Origin of the sequence: Desmonostoc muscorum LEGE 12446 (assembly GCF_015207005.2) — a bacterium.
Classification (GTDB): Bacteria; Cyanobacteriota; Cyanobacteriia; order Cyanobacteriales; family Nostocaceae; genus Nostoc; species Nostoc muscorum.
The window spans coordinates 3,771,435-3,790,431 of the sequence record NZ_JADEXS020000001.1; the positions used below are offsets into that span (position 1 = coordinate 3,771,435).

The window sequence follows — 18,997 nt, forward strand, 5'->3', positions numbered from 1 at the left end:
GTTATCCCTGTTTGGAGGGATATTTTAAAGCAGAAATAAAACTGATGATTAAGTATCACTCAATGAAAGTAAACTGGCTTGTGGTTGAGGAATAAACTTTTATGAAAGCGATGATTCTCGCGGCTGGCAAGGGTACTCGCGTGCGTCCAATTACGTACACTATGCCCAAACCGATGATGCCCATCCTGCAAAAGCCAGTGATGGAGTTTTTGCTGGAACTGTTACGCCAACATGGATTTGACCAGATTCTTGTCAACGTTAGTCATTTAGCTGAGGAAATAGAAAACTATTTCCGTGACGGTCAGCGGTTTGGTGTACAAATTGCCTATTCTTTTGAAGGTAAAATAGACGACGACGGTAAACTCGTCGGTGAAGCCATTGGTTCCGCTGGAGGAATGCGGCGCATTCAAGACTTTTCCCCGTTTTTTGATGATACTTTTGTCGTGTTGTGCGGTGATGCTTTGATTGACCTAGATTTAACTGCGGCAGTTAAATGGCATAGAGCTCAAGGGTCGATCGCTACTATTATTACGAAATCTGTGCCCAAGGAAGAAGTTTCTAGTTACGGTGTGGTTGTTACCGACGACGATGGTCGCGTTAAAGCTTTCCAAGAAAAACCTTCAACTGAAGAAGCCCTCAGTACCAACATCAACACTGGTATTTATATCTTTGAACCAGAGGTATTTAATTATATCCCCTCTGGCGTGGAATACGATATTGGTAGCCAATTATTCCCCAAACTAGTGGAAATCAAAGCTCCGTTTTATGCCATCCCTATGGACTTTGAATGGGTCGATATTGGTAAAGTACCAGACTACTGGCGGGCAATTCGTGGTGTACTGCTAGGTGAAATCAAAAATGTGCAAATTCCTGGTCATGAAGTCGCCCCTGGAATCTACACTGGCTTAAATGTTGCTGTCAATTGGGACAAAGTGGATATCACAGGCCCAGTTTACATTGGTGGGATGACAAGAATAGAAGACGGAGCAAAAATCGTCGGCCCAGCGATGATTGGCCCCAATTGTTGGATATGTAGTGGCGCAACGGTAGAAAATAGCGTGATTTTTGAATGGTCACGCCTCGGTCCAGGAGTCCGCTTAGTAGATAAGCTGGTGTTTGGACGTTATTGCGTCGATAAAACTGGCGCTGCAATAGATGTTCAAGCCGCAGCTTTAGACTGGCTGATTACCGATGCTCGTCAGACAGTACCATCCCATACCCCTGTTGAGCGACAAGCAATAGAAGAATTGCTGGGGACAAGCGTGAATTAGGGATTGGGGACTGGGGATTGGGTACTGGGGACTGGGTATTGGGGACCGGGGACTGAGTACTCAAAAAGAGATATAGTTATAAATTTTTTAATCCCTAATCCCCAGTCCCTAATCCCTAATCCCCAGTCCCTAATCCCTAATCCCCAATCCCCAGTCCCTAACTATTTAAATACGTATATCTTCTGAGACTCTGTTCGTAGGTTTGTAGGAGTCGCTGAGATTCTGCTAGGGTAATGCGCTTTTCCTCTAAGGCTTTCTCACAGCGCTGGCGGATGTTTTCCACCATATCTTCGGAGTCATACTGGACGTAACTCACTACTTCACTCATGGTGTCGCCTTTAACTACGTGTTCGATTTGGTAGCCTTTAGGCGTCAGTTGGATGTGAACGGCGTTGGTATCGCCGAATAAGTTGTGTAAATTACCCATGATTTCCTGGTAAGCTCCATTGAGGAACATGCCCAAATAATAGGGTTCTCCTGCTTTGTAGGGGTGGAGTTCTAAAACCGATTTGACATCGCGTAGGTCAATAAAGCGATCTATCTTACCATCACTGTCGCAGGTGAGGTCTGCTAAAATCCCCCGGCGTGTTGGTTCTTCATCCAAACGGTGGATTGGCATGATCGGGAATAGCTGATCGATTGCCCAGCAATCTGGTGCTGATTGAAACACTGACATATTAACGTAATAGATGGAAGCCATGATTTTTTCTAGGTCTTCCAGTTCATCTGGTACGTATTCTTGCTGCCTAGTAATGTTCAAAATCTTTTGACAACAAGCCCAGTAAAGCCGTTCGGCTTTGGCTCGTTCTCTGAGGCGTAAAATTCCCAAGTTAAAGCGGCTGATGGCTTCTTCTTTGAATTGTGCCGCGTCGTGGTATAGCTCTTGGTAATTTTCCTTGTTGATGGATTGGTAGCTTTCCCAGAGGTAATTAATGATTGGGGATTCTCCCTCTTGTGGAGGCTCTGGCGTATCTAGTGGCACGTCACTGGTACTGAGAACATCGAAAATCAGCACTGACTGATGGGAAGCGATCGCTCGTCCACTTTCACTAATCAGTGTTGGTACGGGAATTTGCCGTTCAGCACAGGTATCTTTTAACTCTGCCACAATATCGTTGGCGTAGTTTTGCATGTTGTAATTTTTCGATGCATAGAAGTTGGTTTGGGAACCGTCATAATCTACACCCAAGCCACCGCCAACATCGAGGTACTTCATGTCTGCCCCCAGCATTGCCAATTCCACATAAATGCGGCTGGCTTCCTGGATGGCATCTTTAATCACATTAATGGCAGAAATTTGTGAACCGATATGGAAGTGCATCAACTGCAAAGAATCCAGCAAGTTAGCATCCCGTAGCTTGTCAACTGCCTCGATCACCTCAGGCATAGTCAAACCAAATTTAGCGCGATCGCCACTGGAAGTTCCCCAACGTCCCATACCTTGGGTACTGAGTTTAGCCCGAACTCCCAAAATCGGCTTAATACCTAATTGGCGGTTGGCAGCAATTACCAAATCCACCTCTTCAATCTGTTCTAAGACGATGATTGGTGTTTGCCCTAGTCTTTGGGCTAACATTGCCGTTTCAATGTATTCCTGGTCTTTGTAGCCGTTGCAAACTAACAATGCTCCTGGTGTATCCAAGACAGCCAGAGCAATCATTAATTCTGGCTTGGAACCGGCTTCTAAACCAAATTGATGGGGCTTGCCAAATTTGACTAAATCCTCAATCAAATGCCGTTCTTGGTTGCACTTGACAGGAAACACACCACGATAGACACCAGGGTAGTTGTAACGGGCGATCGCTTTGGCAAAACAAGCGTTCAACCGCTCAATCCGGTCTTCTAAAATATCGGAAAAGCGAATTAGCATGGGTAGTCCCAAATTCCGCTGCTTCAAGGCGTTGACTAATTCAAACAAGTCCAGAGAACCCCCGCGATCGCCTTTCGGCGCAACGGTAATGTGACCCGCAGCATTAATGGAAAAATAAGGTTGTCCCCAACCTTCAATGCGATACAAAGATTCGCTATCCTCAATTTTCCAGGAGCGAGGTAAATCTCCTGTGGTAGTACTCGGTGGTAACAGCTTTTTTTGCTTATGATTTTTCACGTCAGATTTTTGTCCATTGGACGGTAGTAGTACCACCTCGTCAGATGTAGCAGTTGACTCAACACCCATTTCTTCCTAACCTCTGTGTTTCACCCACGAATTAACAATTTAGCGCATTCGTTTCAGAACCGATATGCACCCAAGGTTAATTTCTGGGATAAACTCTGATTGGTCAAGAGTCATGTGTTATTTGTCATTGGTCATTACTCATCAGTCATGAGTGCAAAACCCTTGGACAAAGGACAAAGGACAAAGGACAATTGACTAGATAAAAACTTTATTAAGTTTTGGGAGATAGTTTTGGAACGCACATTCCTAGCAATTAAGCCTGACGGAGTACAACGCAAATTAGTCGGTGAAGTTATCCGTCGCTTTGAAACGAAAGGTTTTACCCTAGTTGGTTTAAAGTTCCTGAAAGTCAGTCGGGAATTGGCTGAACAACATTACGATGTTCACAAGGAACGTCCCTTTTTTGGTAGCTTAGTCGAATTTATCACTTCCGCGCCGGTGGTGGCGATGGTGTGGGAAGGAGATGGCGTCGTTGCAGCTGCGAGAAAAATCATTGGTGCAACAAACCCGTTAACAGCCGAACCGGGAACAATTCGCGGCGATTTTGGCATTAATATTGGGCGTAACCTAATCCACGGTTCCGATGCTCAAGAAACCGCCCAACGCGAAATTGCCCTGTGGTTTAAGGATGAAGAATTAGTCAATTGGCAACCGCACTTAACACCCTGGTTGCACGAGTAGGAAGTAGAGGGAGATGAGGGAGTAGGGGGAGATGAGGGAGTAGAGACTAGGAGAAGATGACGAAGTTTCTTTATAATTATTCTCCCTCATCCCCCTCATCTCCCTCATCCCCCTCATCTCCCTCATCTCCCTCATCCCCTCTTCTCACTTCGGTACTTCAGTTTTTTCTGGTTCTGGTTGGGGTATTTCTGCTTGAGGTGATTCGATGCCAACACGCTTGGAAAATCCCCAGCCTAAAATTAGGAAGATGGCAGTAATCATTACCCATTCTGGTGGCACTAAATTATCGTTAACCACTTTTAAGAACAGTCGCAAGCCCACTAAAGCTACAGTTACATAACCTGCATCTTCTAGATTTTCATATTCGTCTAGCCAACGGATAAACAATCCCGCCATGAATCGCAGCGTAATAATCCCAATTGTTGCACCCGTAAGTACTAGCCATTTTTCTTGAGAAACGGCGATCGCAGTTGTCACACTATCCAACGAAAATGCTAAATCTGTAAATGCAATTACAGGAATTGCTTGCAATAAGGAATTAAAACGCGGCCCGTGATGATGATCGTCCTTGGCTTCTTCTGAGGTAAAGTGTTGAAATACCAGCCATAGAAGGTAGGCAGCACCCAATAATTCAAATTGCCAGTATTTTTGCACCCAAGTGGCAGTCAGAATCAAGGTAATTCTCAGCACATAGGCAACAACTAAACCAAAGTTTAAAGCTTTACGCTCAAGTTCTTTGTCTTCTAGCCCTTGGGCGATGGCAGCCAGGGCGATGGCATTGTCAGCAGATAGCACCGCCTCTAAAAATATCAGGATCAGTAGGACTATCGGCGCTTCAACGCTGAAATGAAAGTGGAGGTAATCAAAAATTCGGTCTAGCATTCCAAGTTTCTCAAGCAGGAAAAAATTAAAATTTGACAGTAACAGAGATTTTATTATTCAAGAGCGCAGTAAATTGCCACCTTGATCCAGCTTAACGTGGTTGTGGTGCATTCTGAAGAGGGTTGAGTTCGTGCGATTGCCGTGCTAGTGGCGTATTTGACGTGTAAGTCAATACACCAAAAGTTTTAATATTTTTCTTAATCTAATGTCAATGGACTGCTGTCATAATTCATGAATTACCGCTACCTTCATTATCTTTTGCGTAAGTCCTGGAAAAGTTAGAATATCATATGTAGGCTCTAGCTTCCCGTTCCAAATATTCAATATCTCTTTTCCACCACTCAAGCTTGTTCTCTCGCTGTTGCAACTCATCTGCTGTCGGGTTTGTGTAAGGTTCAGTACCTGGGTTTGGGTGAACTCCTTTATTTGCAAGCCATTGGCGGCAAAAGAACTGCCAAAGAAATACATGATCGTGCCTGTCGCCACCCAGACAACGAATTCGTTTCACTGAAAGTGTGGATTCACCAAAAAGAATTTGCTGATTTATAGAATTGTTAGGAAGCAAGCGTGTCTCACTACCTCTTCCACGAAAGAACTCGACTACAAACCACTCGCCAAAATCGAATATACAAACCTCTGTGGGATCGCTACCATCATCCTCTAGTAGATCAACGTCACCTTGGATTTGATACCCTATAGCAATTTGTGATGTCTTGGGTAACAAGATGCGAAGACGTTCAAAGCGGTTACTGTAATTAGCCCAAAAGTCCCTGCGACTACGTAGCCGATTTGACTCGAAGTTTTCTAAATCGAGCTTGTTCAATATTTGATTTACTAATTTTTGGAAATCACCATAATTGATACCTCCAATCCACTCTCGAAGTCTTTGCCTTGCTGGTTCTGAAAGTTTATACCAATTTTCACCATTTCTATAGTTATTTTGCAACCAATCAACCAGTAACGAATGATTGGTTACTACTTTATTGGAAACATTAGTTAGCAAATGATTAACAGCCTTGATTTGCTGGCTATCTGACATTTCATCTAAACAACTTAACAGCCATTTAACCTGCTGATGATTTGGAGAACTAATTCTAGTAAAATATGGAGTTATGTCTTCTATAAAATCAGTGAATAATGGAATCCAAACAGGTAAATTTTCTCGGATATTGTTTAGTAATCCAGTTCGATTAACACGCTTTTCACAAGCAATTTTCGCCAATTCTCTACCTGCTTTTGTAGTGCGAAGCGCCAGAATGATTTGAACTGGTAGAAGGTGACTAATTAAGTCAGAATTAGCGAAGACATCAAAAGATTCAACTAGAGACTGTGCTAACACCTGTTCTTGTTGATCGCCATAATAAAGAGCTAAACGCCACAATAGCTGATCTTGCAACCATAAGTTAGAAATTGCTACCTTCCAAATGGCTGCTGATGTTTTGCAGGATTGATCAATATGTTGTTGATCCCATCGTGCTTTAGCATGGATGCAGTAAACCCAGTCCAACTGACTTACTCGATCAGCTTTCCCCTGTTCAATAGCTTCCAATACTTTCTCAACACTTGGTATTGATATTGTTGGATCTGGTAAGTTACTTGCAAGCTGAATCAGTTGATTAGGACTACACTGGGGAGTTTCAGGTAGGGAAGGAATGGAAAATTCAAAATTCAAGATTTTTATCCTTTAAAGAGACGTTTTAGTGATATCCTTTTTTAACTCATCACTACGAAACTGAAAGCGGAAAACTACTTTGCGATCGCTTGGATTATCACGCTTTTTGTCTGCTTCTATTTCTCCCCGACCAGCAGCTAATATTTTCTGACTTAAAGGTACTTGGGTAGGGAAGTTCATCTCATAAAAAATGTATCGATAAACTGATGATGACCTCAACACGCTTAGTTCTAAATTAGTTTTGTCATCTCCTTCTGAGCTAGTATGGCCTTCTATAACTACACGGCTAATTTCCTTTTCAAATTCTGGCTTGGAAAAAATTACACCGCTGTAAACGGGAATAAAACTGCGTAGGAAGGCTTTCCCTTCTGGTTTCAGTTCTGTACTTCCTTGGGCAAATAAAATCGATTCTTGGATACTGACATCTCCCGTTTCTGGGTTGACTTTGACATTGATATTGTTGCTTTTCATTTGTCCCACAACATTACCAATTACTACCCTTTTTGGTACATCTTTTTCTGCAAGCTGGAGTAGTGCAGTAATAAATAGCAAAGCAAAAAACATTAGTAACCCAGACATCAGATCGCCAATAGAAAGATAGATGCTAGAGTCATCATCCTCTATAATCTCTGGTTCAATTTCACCTCTGATAAACTCATCCATGATCCCTTCCACCATTACCAAATTTGCGGTTATCATGTGCAGCAACTAAAACTTCTGCTGTTTTAAGTAAATCTCCGCAAACTCTAGACATAGAAGTATCTGCTTGTTGGAAAAAGCTTTCCTGTAAGTTAACAGTTCTTTGCATAGAGCCTTCAAGATGACTCTGCCAAGACTCAAGGCTATGGTTAAATTGTTGATTCAAATTTCTGTATGAATTGTCCACTCTTTGCAATTCTTCACCAATACCACGAGCAAGATTTTCTAGTTGTATTAGTCGTTGTGCATCGTTTAATCCAGCCGCAGTAACTAATTTATTAATTTGTTGAACAGATGTCTGAATTCTAGTCATACTTTCGTCTACTTCTTGAGTCAATGTAATACGTCTTTGAAATTCCTCTTGGAAGACTTGATCCAGATTCTTCACAACCTCAGATAATCCATCTCGTTGTTCGCCTAGTGTCCCCTCAAGTAAGTTATTTTGTTCTTCAAAAAACATCTGTAAATTCGCTTGATATTCTTGCCGGAATGTTGTCAAATCTTGCTCTACTGTTGCGCGGGTGGCTGTGAGTGTTGCGTCGATATTTCCTAAAGTAGCCAGAAAATTATCCTTAGCATCATTCATCAATCCACAAGCTTGATCGCCCACTGTTATTAGAGTATTACTTTGCTCATGAAAGGTTGTATTTGCTTGGGTAAGAATTTCAATAATTCCAGTCTGAGTAGCTTGAAGCATCTGTTGTTCTACTATTGCCCGTTTTTCTAGGGCTGTTTCCAGTTCTTCTCGAATTCCTCGGAAGGTAGCAGCAGCTTGCGCTGCACTTGCTTCAAAAGCACTTCGCTGGGCTGTCATTCCCTGGATACTCTGATCTACAGCTTGATTAATTTCGTGGGCTGTTTGTTGTAAAACACCTTTTGTATCTGTTTGGAATTGATTTAGAGTGTCTCCCAAATTCTTAGCAAATCCTTGAAGTTCTACCAAAGTTTCTTTTTGAAAGTTCTGAATTGTCAGGATGGAACTTGCCAAACTTTGAGATATACCACCCAATTCTCTATGCAGAGTCAGCACAGCTTCCGAAGCTTGTTGGGTTAACTCTGCACTTCTATCTAGCCGATCTGCAATAGGTTCGAGTACCTGAATTCGCAGATCCTTGATGAGTTCTTCTAAAACTTTCTGTCCCTGATTTTCTTGGAGTTCTCGGAGTTGTTTTTGCTCTTTTAAAATTGCTTCTACGGCTGGTAAAATTTGCTGTCCTACAGCTTTACCAATAGCTTGGGCTGACAACTGATTTAAACCTGCAAACTCTTCTGCGATACTTCTACCTACAGCTTGACCAATACCTTCTGCATTTAGTTGCTTTAACCCAGTCAAATTTTTTGCTACAAGAGTAAGTCCTTGAGCTACTTCACGATTGGCGTTGTCTGCTGTTTTTAAAGTTGCGATCGCATTGAGTTTATGACGTAAACTATCACGCCGTTTCTGCCGTAGCGAATCACACCCAAACAAAATTAAGGTGAATACGCTACCAGAACCTAGTCCCATCAAGGAAGTAGAAAAAGCTGTTTTCATCCCCACCAATAATTCCGTACTGGCACTCATCAGTTCTTTAGAATCTTGCGTAGATAAGTTGATTCCTTGCAGTCCCTGTTGTATACCATAAAAGGTACCTAAGACGCCAATTGCAGTACACAAGGTTGTCACGAAGCGTAGGGAACTACGAGGTATTGGACTACCTAAGACAGATGGATACTTGATAAGTACGAATTTGCCATTCTTTGGTGCTTGTTGCCTGATTCTGTTTAGCTCATCAGTTGCTAAATGCTTTTCTAACCAAGGGCTAACTTTGTCTAAAAGCTTGAGATTTTGATCTTTTTTAAAATTACTCAAAAATTTAATGCCAGCTTCTGTTTCGCCACATTTTGATAACCAATACCGCCTTAAAGTATAAGATTCTATAAAAATTGCAGCTAATAACACAACCGCAGTTGCGAAATGAAAAGGCTCGTTATCCCAAATAATCTCCCAAATTTTTGCTATTTCCACACTATCTCCTTCTGTTTATCTTGGTTAAATATTTTGGAATCGCTCTAGTTCTTGAAGTGTAAGAACTTCTTGAGCTATCCGCATTGGAAGATGTTCTGCATCCAGACGATTTCCTATAGGTTCTCGAAGACGTAAGCTGTAAAGTGGCTCGCCCTCTGCTTCCTTGTCCTCAATCAAATAAACCTGTTTTGGTGCATAATTTCGCAACAAACGTACTTGCAAACAAGTTTTTAAATCCTTTGAAGAAATAGATAGAGGCGAATTTTGTCCAAATAATTCGCAAGCTACCTTCCAAGCGTGGTTAACCGCCACAATCTCTTCCACTAACTTCTCAACAGAAGGATACAACAGTTGCGTAGTTTTATTAGTCAATGCTTTTATCGTACTTACCTGATTTTTAATAGGTCTCTTATCCCCAAATATGATAGCTTATCTAACTTTTTTAATAAAGCTATAATCATAAGATAAATTGATCATGAAAAACTGCTTTCTAATCATTAGAAAATTCTCTGAATAACGAATATATTTACGACCTATCCACCGAACCCAAAATTTAGATTCCGCCAAGCAAGCCTTAAAAAGGAGGTTGGAAAATCTGAATAGGTAAGTCTTGAAGATTAAGGAAGATAAGGCCTGAAACTAAAGCTATAGCGGTTTGCAATTGCATGGAGTACAGACAATTCGTAGGGGCGCACAGCTGTGCGCCCCTACCTTATCCCTCTTAACTCTTGTGGGGTGGGCGTCTCGCCCGCCCTATGCACTGGGCGCTCATGTTGCCCACCCCACAAAATTGGATAATTTATTTCCTGGAGTTCCCTAAGTCATCACCCCAGATGTCAAGTCACCTTGCGGGGCGTGTCATTGACGAACAGTTTTCACCAAGCCCATAGAACGCTGATGCTCCACTAACCAAGGAATAAGCTGTAATATAGCGATCGCCTAACAATCAAAATCCCCAAAATTAAAGATTTTCTCAAATAAAGATAATTTTGAAAGCAAACAAGGGATAACTAAAGATAGTTCCATCTTTGGTGACTATTCCCTGAGTTTTCTATGACCTATTGCCTTAGAATTGCTGACCTACCTACAAATGAGCGTCCCCGTGAACGGCTAATGACGCATGGTGCCAAAATTTTAGGCACAGCCGAGTTAATCGCAATTCTGCTAGGCACTGGTCAAGGACCGGGGAAACTGTCTGCTGTGGGTTTGGGACAATATATTTTGAGTGAATTAGGCAAGCACCAACGCGATCCTTTGGCAGTTTTGCGAGAAGTTACACCTGCTGAATTAATGCAAATTTCTGGTGTGGGTCCGGCCAAAGCAACAAGTATCTTAGCTGCAATTGAATTGGGCAAACGTGCTTTTCAATCTCGTCCTTCTGAAGGCACACTAATTGATAGTCCACTTGCTGCTGCTGCTACCCTCAGTCAAGATTTGATGTGGCAAACAAAAGAACGTTTTGCAGTGCTGCTGTTAGATGTTAAGAATCGTTTGCTAGGCACGCAAGTAATTACTATTGGCACCGCAACTGAAACCCTAGCTTCTCCCCGTGAAATTTTTCGGGAAGTCATTCGTCAAGGCGCAACGCGAGTAATAGTTGCACACAACCATCCTTCTGGTAATCTTGAACCCAGCCAAGAAGATATAGAATTGACGCGCCAGTTGTTAGCAGGGGCACAGTTTTTGGACGTTCCACTACTAGATCATCTCATTTTGGGTGATGGCAATCATCAAAGTTTACGAGAACTGACAACCTTGTGGGATGAACATCCGCAGGGGGATTAGGGGGACGCGGGGAGGCAGGGGAGGCAGGGGAGGCAGGGGAGGCAGGGGAGGCAGGGGAGGCAGGGGAGGCAGGGGGAGTAAAGAGAAATTTTTAGTATTTTTTACTACCTCGATATCCATGAATAAACTTATTTCTTTGTCTCCCCCTGCTCCCCCTGCTCCCCCTGCTCCCCCTGCTCACAAAATCGCGTTGCTCCCCTCCCCACTCCCCTTTATTTTGGAGATTTAAATTGCTCAAAAAATAAAATTTTTTTACTTCACAAACATTTACAAAATATCTCTTAACTTCAGATGTTAAGTTACTAAAATTCAGTTGATAAAATAAGAATTATATTGCATGATTCAATTAACTGCATTAGTAGACATAATAGTTGAAAATGTAGTAATTCAGGAGCAGGACTGATTTTAGTTTCACATTATTCCTTTACTGGCTGCAAGTTTTTGCTGCCTTTGTGATTTTGCCGCGAATTTGCGATCGCGACCATTTTTATAGAGGTCATTTATAAAGCAAATATTAAAATTAGGTTATGAAAGGCATGACTAATACTAGATTATGCCGTCAATAGTTGTTGTTGTGTTCAGCAAAATTGCAGGTGTAAATTCTTAACTAATTTACGATTTTAGACGCTATAACACACCATTAATTGCCGTGGATTGCACAGCTTTAATGACTAAAATAACTAAAACTTTTCTTTATAAATTAACTCTTAAAAATATCGGTCAACGTCAATAAGTTTGTTATTTTATTCTAGGCAGACTCAAGGAAAGCTTTAACATCAAATATCCTTGAATCTAGAGTTGACGAAATTTGAAATAATTTGCCAGGAGATGAAAATCATGTTTGGAATTCCGTGGCATAAATTGCCGACTCCTCTTGGACTTTTAAAATTAGTTCAATTCCGTGGAAAGCTGCGGCGGGAGAACCTCCACGATACTTCGCAACTACCCAATAGCGACAAGCTACCTAAACCTGTTCCGAGCGCAGATGGGCGTCATTTGAAGGTTCGCACCGCAGATGGCAGCTACAATGACCTTGAACATCCAGAAATGGGTATGGCTGGAACTCGTTTTGGGCGCAATGTGCCGCTGCAAGATGCGAAATTTGATGAAAAAAACATACTCACCCCAAATCCCCGCACTGTCAGCCGAGTGTTATTGGCACGAGATGAATTTCAACCTGCAACAATCTTGAATCTACTCGCTGCTTCATGGATTCAATTTCAAACACATGATTGGTTTAGTCATGGTGGGAACCAGCGCAATAACAAATTTGAAATTCCTGTAGAGCAGGATGACCCGTGGTTAACAGAACACGAGTCTCTAACAATCAACAAAACCTTAGAAGACAAAACCCGGACTGGAGATACTAAAAATCCTCCCAGTTTTATTAATGAAGTTACTCACTGGTGGGATGCTTCACAAATTTATGGCAGTAATCAAGAAACTATTGATGCACTGCGCTCTCATGTGGATGGAAAAATGCTGATTGGTGAAGATGGCTTATTACCAGCTCACCCAGAAAATGGCATTGATAAGGTGGGCTTTGCGGGTACTTGGTGGCTGGGGCTAAGCATGTTGCACACCTTATTTGTCAAAGAACATAATACGATTTGTGACCACCTAAAGAAAATATATCCTCAGTGGACAGATGATGAACTCTTCGACCACGCTCGACTGATTATCGCAGCTTTGACAGCGAAAATTCATACTGTAGAATGGACTCCTGCTATTCTTCCACATCCTGTTACAGACATCGCCTTGAATTCCAACTGGTGGGGACTACTCGGAGAGGATTTTAAAAAGCGTTGGGGTCGCCTTGGTGAAAGTGAATTGTTGAGTGGAATTGTTGGCTCACCAACTGACCACCATAGCGCTCCTTATTACCTCACTCAAGAATTCGTATCTGTATATCGGATGCATCCTCTGATTCCAGATGACTTGGAGTTCCACGCAGTTAGTAACGGCAAATTATTACACAAAAAAGAATTTTCTGAAGTAGCTGGTAAGAATACTCGTGGGATTTTAGAACAAATTCCCATGCAAGATTTGTTTTACTCTTTTGGAACTTCTTACCCCGGAGCCGTCAGATTGCATAATTATCCGCGCTTTTTGCGACAGTTGTCGGGAGAACTGTTGGGAGACGACACACCAGCATTTGATTTGGCTGCTGTTGATATATTACGCGATCGCGAAAGAGGTGTTCCTCGCTATAACCGTTTTCGTGAGTTGTTGGGCCGGGGTAAAGTCAATTCTTTTGAAGAGATTACAAGTAATAAACAATGGGCTAAGGAACTACGCGAAGTCTACAACAACGACATTAACAGCGTAGATTTGATGGTGGGTTTATTTGCAGAGGATCTTCCAGACGGTTTCGGTTTTAGTGATACTGCTTTTCGTGTGTTTATTCTCATGGCATCTCGAAGGCTGAAAAGCGATCGCTTTTTTACCAAAGACTACACCGCTGAAGTTTACACTCAATTTGGATTGGATTGGATTGACAACAACACCTTCCTAACAATCCTCCGCCGTCATCACCCCGAACTAGCACCTGCTTTCTTTGGCGTCAGCAACGGCTTTGCACCTTGGAGAAAGGTCGGTTGAATTGGGGATTAGGGACTGGGGACTGGGGACTAGGGATTAGGGATTATAAGAATTCTTTCCCACTCCGCACAGACGGAATTAATTTCGTCTCTACCCAGTCCCCATTCCCCAGCCCCCAGTCCCCAATAGGAGAAACATCATGCAACATTTAGAAGAAATTCGGCAATTTTGGCACAATGCTCAAGATTTAGGTTCTTTACCTGATGATTATCAGTCTTGGAAAGCTGCTCAAAAACAAGATTTTTTGTGGAACTCTAGAATTCTCAAGTCTAAATATGATCAACTTCCTCCCTTGAGAAAAATTGATATTGTCAGTTTATTTTTCACTGCTCTGAAAACTAAGATGGATCGTCAATTAGACGAAGCACCTAGTAATTGGAAGAAAGCAATTCACGCCCACGGGAGTGTAGCTAAAATCAAATTTTTCCCTACAAATAATACTTCATTTTCCGGTTTGTTTAAAGGAGCAGAATACGGACTTTTGCGTTTATCTGTAACTGGAGATCCCAGCGATCGCGGTTTTGCTCCCGGTCTGGCAATCAAGTTATTTGTAGATGAAAATCCTTCAGGCAATTTCTCGGCTTTAGTATCTTTAGTTGGTCAAGACAAAAACTATAATTTCTTTGCTAATGAATTATCAAATATCGTTCCAGTTGCTAAGAGTCTTGGCCCAATTATCACCAACTTAATATTTAGCCGAGTTACCAAATATCCCACCAAACTCTATTTAGAAGATTTGGGAGAAATTGACCAACACGGGCAAAAAGAAAGTAAAGCTTATTATCCAGCCCAAGTATTTCTTGTTCCTAATCCAAATATCAAGTTTCTGGAAAGTCCGCCACATGACTTTAGGAATGATCTGGCTACAATCCCAGCCGGAACATCTTTATATACTGTCTATGGTGTTAGTCAAGAAGAAGCTACAGACCAAAATGATAACCGTCAAAAAGCTAAGGTGATCGGACACATTGAAAGCACATCGGAATTTGTATCATCATTTTATGGTGATAGTCAATTATTTTTTAGACATCAAAGATTTCGGAATCGGTAGATAAAAGTAGGGAGTAGGGAATGGGGAGTAGGGAGTGGGGAATAAATAGAGAATTAGTCTTTTGAAGTTGTAGGTCGTTTTTTTTAAATTAAACAAAATTCCTATATTAAACCTCTCTTTTTCTCCACCTCTGCGACTATAGCGCCAACAAAAGTTAATCAATCAAAAATCTTCCCTACTCCCTACTCCCCACCTTTTTAAATTACACATTTGAATAAACAAAAATTATGAATAAAGAAGCTGAATACGACTACATTGTTGTTGGTTCGGGTGCTGGAGGAGGCCCTGTAGCTGCAAATTTAGCAAAAGCAGGCTACAAAGTTTTGCTGATGGAAGCGGGTGGAGATCCGTTACGCGATGAAAAAGACAAAGATAGAGAACGCTACACTTACTCAGTACCAGCATTTCACGCGCGGGCGACGGAAGATAATGATTTGAGGTGGGATTTTTTTGTTAAACACTACTCCAATGAAGAACAGCAGCAGCGTGATTCTAAGTTTAGCCCAGAGCATAAGGGTATTTTGTATCCGCGAGCCGGGACATTGGGGGGATGCACTGCTCATAATGCGATGATTACGGTGTATCCTCACAACAGTGACTGGGACAAAATTGCAGAGATTACAGGGGATGCTTCCTGGAACAGCGATAATATGCGGAAGTATTTTGAAAGGTTGGAGCGCTGCAATTACCTCGATCGCCCCATCAACCCCAATGATAATCCGACTCGTCACGGCTTTGATGGCTGGCTGACAACCAATTTAGCAGATCCTAAGTTAGTTGTGCGCGATCGCCAACTCCTAAAAGTTATCGTTAAATCTGCTGTTCAAGCTTTAGGAGAACAGGGTAAAAGTTTACCCCAAGTGATTAAGGTAGTTTTTAAGAGTTTCTTGGCTAATATATTAGCTTTTCTCAAACTACGCCAAAAAGATCCTCTGGAGTTTTTAGACACACTTTTAGACCCGAATGATTGGAAAATCACCAAAGTCAGTGGTGAAGGTGTCTTTTCTGTTCCACTTGCTGTTAAGGATGGAAAACGCACTGGTACAAGGGAATATATTCGAGAAACTGAACGCCAGTTTCCCGACAGATTAATTGTAAAAACTCATGCATTGGTAACCAAGGTTTTGTTCGATGAAAATAACACTGCGATCGGCGTAGAATATCTTGAAGGAAAACACATATATCGTGCAGATCCTCAAGCAGATAAAACAGAAAATAGCTTCCAAAATAGCCACACGGTGTTAGTTAAAAGAGAAGTCATCTTATCTGGAGGTGCTTTTAATACTCCGCAAATACTCAAATTATCTGGAATTGGTCCGAAAGAAGAATTAACTAATTTAGGAATAGAAGTCCGCGTGGATCTTCCAGGAGTTGGTACGAATTTACAGGATCGCTATGAAGTGGGCGTGGTAAGTGAAATGAATCAAAATTTTAGCATCCTGGATAATTGTACATTTACCGAACCAGAACCTGGAAAGAAAATCAGCGATACCTGTTTATTAGAATGGAATCGTTCCAAATCAGGTGTATATGTAACTAATGGAGCGGTGTTAGGGATTATCAAGAAATCTCATGGAGATAAACCAGAACCAGACTTATTTATTTTTGGATTACCAGCTTTTTTCAAAGGTTATTTTCTCAAATATTCTGAAGACATTGGTAAGTATAAAAACTGTTTTACTTGGGCTGTACTCAAGGCTCATACGAACAACACAGCCGGTTCAGTCACACTCAGAACAACTGACCCTAAAGATGTTCCAGAAATTAATTTTAAATACTTCGATGAAGGTAACGATGTCAACGAACAAGACCTACTATCTGTTGTCGAGGGAGTAGAATTTGTTAGACGCTTGACAAAGCGTACTCAGTTGTTCACAAAGGCGGAGTTGCTACCGAACAAAAGTATAGATGAACAACATGAAATTAAGCAATTTATTAAAGATGAAGCTTGGGGACACCACGCTTGTGGGACTTGTAAAATTGGACGTAAAGATGATCAAATGGCAGTCTTAGATAGTGACTTTAAAGTATATGGAACACAGAATTTACGCGTGGTAGATGCATCTGTGTTTCCTTTTATTCCTGGATTCTTTATTGTGACGCCCATATACATGATTAGTGAAAAAGCAAGCGATGTTATTCTACAATACGCTGCAACTAATACCATTTCCGAATTACATGAGGTATAGAAATTTTTAGTAGGGTAGCACAGCTGTGCTACCCTACTAATTTGATGGTAATTTTAGATTTTGGATTTTGGATTTTGGATTAAAAATCTGGCGCGGCTGAATTAAATTCTATTCATTCATTCATTCATCAAATTTTATCCTGATTCTTTAATTATTTTGACTTTTGACTTTTGACTTCCCCGAACGCGAGTGCATCTCGCAGAGAAGGGGCTGACCCCTGAATTCAGAATTCTGAATTCTGAATTCTCAATTTTTAACAATAAGGAATTTAAATATGGAAGGTAAATTACCACATTTTGAGATTGGTTTAGTTATGGCTGGTGCTGTCTCAGCTGGTGCCTACACTTCTGGTGTAATTGACTTTATGCTTGAAGCTTTAGATCAGTGGTATGAGCAAAAAGCAAAGCAACAAGAGCAGTATGGTGATGATTTTTCACAATGGGAAATTCCACCCCATGATGTTTTCATTAAGGCGATGTCTGGAGCATCCGCAGGTGCGATCGTTGCTGCTATTACAGCATCATCATTATATAGCGATATCATCCCTGTAACTGGGTATCCGTTGAACAATACGGTGAAGAATAAGCTTTATGAAAGTTGGGTACAAAGAATAGACATTTCTGAACTTTTAAAGACTCAGGATTTGGAGAATCCAAAAGCCCCTGTTTTGTCTTTTCTTGATTCTACTATTCTTGACGATCTTGGTAAAGATGTTCTGAAGTTAAAATCTACAGGTAAAAAACGACCTTACATTGACGATCCATTTGAGGTTTATTTATGTATTACTAATTTGCGCGGCGTTCGTTATGTAATTAAGTCTCAAGTAGCCGATTCCAGCGTCAAAGGACATTGTATGGTTAAACATGCAGATTTCATGCATTTTGCCATTGGTGAAAAGAGTGGTGAGGTTGAAGGTGCGATCGCTCTGAATCCAGATAAGAATGATATCAGTAATTGGAAACTATTGATTGATTCCGCATTAGCCAGTAGTGCGTTTCCTGTGGGATTTCCTCCTCGTCAACTTGAGCGGACTAGTATCGAAGAATACGAAAAACGCAAGTGGGAAATACCAACTCGTAACCCAATGCTAACGGGTACATGTTCTGAGTATCGCTCCATCAGTCCTGATAAAGATTTAGATACTTCAGGTTCCTATCAATTTTTAACAGTAGATGGTGGGATAATTAGCAACGAACCGATAGAACTTGTTCGCTTGGCGCTGCGACATGATCAACAGCGGAATCCCCGCGATGGAGAGCAAGCAAATAGAGCTACTTTGTTAATAGATCCATTTCCTAATGATGTGGATGCAGTGAACCCAAAGAGTAATTTACTTAACATAGTATCGCGGATATTTCAGAGCTTTATCAATCAAAATAGATTCAAAGTTGATGAGTTAATTCTCGCTTTAGATGAAGATGTTTACAGCCGCTTTATGATTGCTCCTGTACGCAGCGATGACGAAGGTAGAAAACCTCTAGCTTGTGGTAGCTTCAATGCTTTTGGTGGTTTCTTATCCCAAGAATTTCGCCATCACGACTATATACTTGGTCGTCGCAATTGCCAAAGATTTCTCCAGAAGTATTTTGTCTTACCAGTTTCTAATCCACTATTCGATTCATGGTCAGAAGCACTCAAGAACAATCCCCAATTGCAAGTTGAAAAAGAGGGAGAACAAGATACCTTCCTGCCAATTATTCCTCTTGTTGGTTCAGTAACAAAAGAAATTCATCTACCCAATTGGCCTATATATCAAAAAGAAAACTTTAAATCTCTGGAAAAACAAATTCAAGAACGTATCCAGGTTGTTGTACCTCGCTTAATTAATCAATCTATAAACGATGGTTTTACTCGCGCTGCTCTCAATGCTCTTTGGTTTTTCAAGCGTGAAAATTTAGCTAAAATGATACGAGATGTCATTAAGGACAATTTAGAAAAGTACGGTCAGCTATAAAGCAATGGAATTCAGAAAATAAAGCGGTGCG

General features: G+C 41.3%; 13 protein-coding genes. 7 read left to right on the forward strand and 6 right to left on the reverse strand.

Annotated elements, in window-relative coordinates:
* The first annotated feature begins 101 nt into the window (after nucleotides 1-101).
* On the forward strand, nucleotides 102-1,271 hold the full coding sequence (locus IQ276_RS16200; protein WP_190875612.1) for a nucleotidyltransferase family protein: 1,170 nt from the start codon (nucleotides 102-104) through the stop codon (nucleotides 1,269-1,271).
* A 157-nt stretch (nucleotides 1,272-1,428) separates the two neighbouring features.
* Here IQ276_RS16200 and speA read toward each other — a convergent pair whose 3' ends face one another.
* Nucleotides 1,429-3,447, reverse strand: coding sequence for a biosynthetic arginine decarboxylase (gene speA, locus IQ276_RS16205; protein WP_073640190.1), 2,019 nt, complete (start codon nucleotides 3,445-3,447; stop codon nucleotides 1,429-1,431).
* Between the two features lie 231 nt (nucleotides 3,448-3,678).
* Here speA and ndk point away from each other — a divergent pair, with 231 nt between their 5' ends.
* Nucleotides 3,679-4,128, forward strand: coding sequence for a nucleoside-diphosphate kinase (gene ndk, locus IQ276_RS16210; protein ID WP_190875610.1), 450 nt, complete (start codon nucleotides 3,679-3,681; stop codon nucleotides 4,126-4,128).
* A gap of 144 nt (nucleotides 4,129-4,272) precedes the next feature.
* Here the strand turns inward: ndk and IQ276_RS16215 are convergent, their stop codons facing one another.
* From IQ276_RS16215 to IQ276_RS16235, 5 genes are all read right to left on the reverse strand, one after another.
* Entirely contained in the window at nucleotides 4,273-5,010 is a 738-nt protein-coding gene (locus IQ276_RS16215; RefSeq protein ID WP_190875609.1) for a TerC family protein, read from the reverse strand.
* 286 nt (nucleotides 5,011-5,296) lie between these two features.
* Entirely contained in the window at nucleotides 5,297-6,682 is a 1,386-nt protein-coding gene (locus IQ276_RS16220; RefSeq protein WP_193920826.1) for an EH signature domain-containing protein, read from the reverse strand.
* A 12-nt stretch (nucleotides 6,683-6,694) separates the two neighbouring features.
* A complete protein-coding gene (locus IQ276_RS16225; protein WP_235115714.1) occupies nucleotides 6,695-7,381 on the reverse strand; it encodes an OmpA/MotB family protein in 687 nt (228 codons plus the stop codon).
* On the reverse strand, nucleotides 7,338-9,386 hold the full coding sequence (locus IQ276_RS16230) for a hypothetical protein (RefSeq protein WP_193920828.1): 2,049 nt from the start codon (nucleotides 9,384-9,386) through the stop codon (nucleotides 7,338-7,340). Before IQ276_RS16230 ends, IQ276_RS16225 begins: the two co-directional genes overlap by 44 nt.
* A 24-nt stretch (nucleotides 9,387-9,410) precedes the next feature.
* Nucleotides 9,411-9,758, reverse strand: a complete 348-nt coding sequence (locus IQ276_RS16235; RefSeq protein ID WP_193920830.1) for a hypothetical protein — start codon at nucleotides 9,756-9,758, stop codon at nucleotides 9,411-9,413.
* A 681-nt stretch (nucleotides 9,759-10,439) separates the two neighbouring features.
* On the opposite strand from IQ276_RS16235, the gene radC reads away from it, so the two are divergent.
* The 5 genes from radC (at nucleotide 10,440) to IQ276_RS16260 (ending at nucleotide 18,966) form a co-directional block, all read left to right on the forward strand.
* Nucleotides 10,440-11,171, forward strand: a complete 732-nt coding sequence (gene radC, locus IQ276_RS16240) for a RadC family protein (RefSeq protein WP_193920832.1) — start codon at nucleotides 10,440-10,442, stop codon at nucleotides 11,169-11,171.
* 837 nt (nucleotides 11,172-12,008) lie between these two features.
* On the forward strand, nucleotides 12,009-13,772 hold the full coding sequence (locus IQ276_RS16245; protein WP_193925408.1) for a peroxidase family protein: 1,764 nt from the start codon (nucleotides 12,009-12,011) through the stop codon (nucleotides 13,770-13,772).
* A 139-nt stretch (nucleotides 13,773-13,911) separates the two neighbouring features.
* Entirely contained in the window at nucleotides 13,912-14,823 is a 912-nt protein-coding gene (locus IQ276_RS16250; protein WP_193915304.1) for a hypothetical protein, read from the forward strand.
* Nucleotides 14,824-15,050: 227 nt separating this feature from the next.
* Complete coding sequence (locus IQ276_RS16255) at nucleotides 15,051-17,012, forward strand: GMC family oxidoreductase (RefSeq protein ID WP_193915306.1); 1,962 nt, start codon at nucleotides 15,051-15,053, stop codon at nucleotides 17,010-17,012.
* Between the two features lie 274 nt (nucleotides 17,013-17,286).
* Nucleotides 17,287-18,966, forward strand: coding sequence for a patatin-like phospholipase family protein (locus tag IQ276_RS16260; protein WP_193915308.1), 1,680 nt, complete (start codon nucleotides 17,287-17,289; stop codon nucleotides 18,964-18,966).
* Nucleotides 18,967-18,997: the final 31 nt, after the last annotated feature.